The sequence below is a fragment of the Saccharopolyspora shandongensis genome (assembly GCF_900106995.1).
Taxonomy (GTDB): domain Bacteria; phylum Actinomycetota; class Actinomycetes; order Mycobacteriales; family Pseudonocardiaceae; genus Saccharopolyspora; species Saccharopolyspora shandongensis.
Genome location: NZ_FNOK01000125.1, coordinates 1 through 2319, shown reverse-complemented (window position 1 = coordinate 2319; position 2319 = coordinate 1). Strand labels below are relative to the sequence as shown.

Here is a 2319-nt window from a genome sequence, read left to right as displayed (position 1 = left end):
TGCTCGGCGAGCACACCGCCGAGATCTTCCGGGACCGGCTGGGCATCGACGAAACCGAACTGGCCGAGCTGAAGACGAACGGAGTGATCTGAGCATGGCTTACGACGGTGCCCGCGTGCGGGAGGTGCTCGACGCGGTCCGGGCGGAAGGCCGGGCGGCGCTCACCGCGCCGGAGGCGAAGGTGCTCTGCGACGCCTACGGCATCCCCACCGCCGGGGAGGGCCTCGCGACCAGCGCCGACGAGGCGGTGTCGCTGGCACGGGAGTTCGGCGGCCCAGTGGCGTTGAAGATCGTCTCGCCGGACATCCTGCACAAGACCGACGCGGGCTGCGTGCTCATCGACGTCAGCGGCGACGAGGCGGTCCGCGCCGGCTACGCGCAGATCCTCGCCAATGCGCACGCCTTCACCGACAACCCGGCGATCACCGGAGTTCAGGTGCAGCAGATGGTCGGCGGCCACGAGGTGATCGTCGGCGCCACCACCGATCCGACCTTCGGCAAGGTCGTCGCGTTCGGCCTCGGCGGGGTGCTCGTCGAGGTCCTCAAGGACGTCACGTTCCGGCTCGCTCCCCTGTCCGCGGCGCAGGCGCGCTCGATGCTCGACGACATCGCCGCCGCCGAAGTGCTGCGCGGCGCTCGTGGCAGCGAGCCGGTGGATGCCTACGCCCTGGCCGAAGTGCTGCGCCGCGTCTCGGACCTGGTACACGACTTCCCGGAGATCGCCGAGCTCGACCTCAACCCGGTGTTCGCCACCGCCGCCGGGGCCACCGCCGCCGACGTGCGGATCGTCCTGGCGACCGAGGAGAGCACCCCGCCGGTCCGGCATTCGCCGGAGGAGATCCTGCACGCGATGCAGCGGCTGATGAATCCCCGCAGCGTCGCCGTGATCGGCGCCTCCAACGAGGACGGCAAGATCGGCAACTCGGTGATGAAGAACCTGATCAACGGCGGCTACGCGGGCGAGATCCACCCGATCAACCCGAAGGCGGACGAGATCCTGGGCCGCAAGGCCTACCGCAGCATCACCGACGTGCCCGGCGAGGTCGACGTCGCGGTGTTCACCGTGCCTGCCAAGTTCGTGGCCGCGGCGCTGGAGGAATGCGGCCGGAAGCAGATCGCCGCCGCCGTGCTGATCCCGTCGGGGTTCGCCGAGACCGGCAACCACGAGCTGCAGGCCGAGGTCGTGGCGGTCGCGCGCGAGCACGGGATCCGGTTGCTGGGGCCGAACATCTACGGCTACTACTACACGCCGCAGAACCTCTGCGCGACGTTCTGCACGCCCTACGACGTGCGCGGCGGTGTGGCCCTGACGTCGCAGAGCGGCGGCATCGGCATGGCCATCCTGGGCTTCAGCCGCACCACCAAGATGGGCGTGTCGGCGATCGTCGGGCTCGGCAACAAGTCCGATGTGGACGAAGACGACCTGCTGACGTTCTTCGAGCAGGACGACAACACGCACTGCGTGGCGATGCACCTGGAGGACCTCAAGGACGGCCGGGCCTTCGTCGAGGCCGCCCAGCGGGTCACCAAGAAGAAGCCGGTCGTGGTGCTCAAGGCCGGGCGCACGGATCTCGGCGCCCGGGCCGCCAGCTCGCACACCGGCGCGCTGGCGGGCAACGACAAGGTCTACGACGACATCCTGCGGCAGTCCGGTGTGGTCCGGGCGCCCGGGCTCAACGAGATGCTGGAGTACGCGCGCGGCATCCCCGTGCTGCCCACGCCGAAGGGCGAGAACGTCGTCATCATCACCGGCGCGGGCGGCTCCGGCGTGCTGCTGTCGGACGCCTGCGTGGCGGCCGGGCTGCGGCTGATGGACATCCCGCCGGACCTCGACGAGGAGTTCCGGCGCTACATCCCGCCGTTCGGCGCGGCGGGCAACCCGATCGACATCACCGGCGGTGAGCCGCCCAGCACCTACGAGGCCACCATCCGGCTGGGGCTGCGGGACCCGCGCATCCACGCGCTGGTCCTCGGCTACTGGCACACCATCGTCACCCCGCCGATGGTGTTCGCGGAGCTGGCCGCGCGGGTCGCCGAGGAGGCCCGCGCCGACGGCGTCGACAAGCCGATCGTGGTGTCGCTGGCCGGCGACACGGAGGTCGAGAAGGCCGCCGAGTACCTCTTCGACCACGGCATCGTCGCCTACCCCTACACGACCGAGAAGCCCGTCGCGGTGCTGGGCGCCAAGTACCAGTGGGCCCGCGCCGCCGGCCTCCTCGGCTGAGTCCGGTGCGAGCGGCGATTTCGTGTGAAGTCGTCGCCCCCCTTCGCGGGTATCGCGCTGGCTTGAAGAAGTCCAACCAGGGCAAGGAGGTCCGA

1 protein-coding gene is annotated in these 2319 nt (G+C 70.3%); it reads left to right on the top strand.

Annotated features, from left to right (window positions below; all coding sequences use genetic code 11):
* Positions 1–94 precede the first annotated feature (94 nt).
* A complete protein-coding gene (locus BLW84_RS45895; RefSeq protein ID WP_093279038.1) occupies positions 95–2224 on the top strand; it encodes an acetate--CoA ligase family protein in 2130 nt (709 codons plus the stop codon).
* Positions 2225–2319 lie beyond the last annotated feature (95 nt).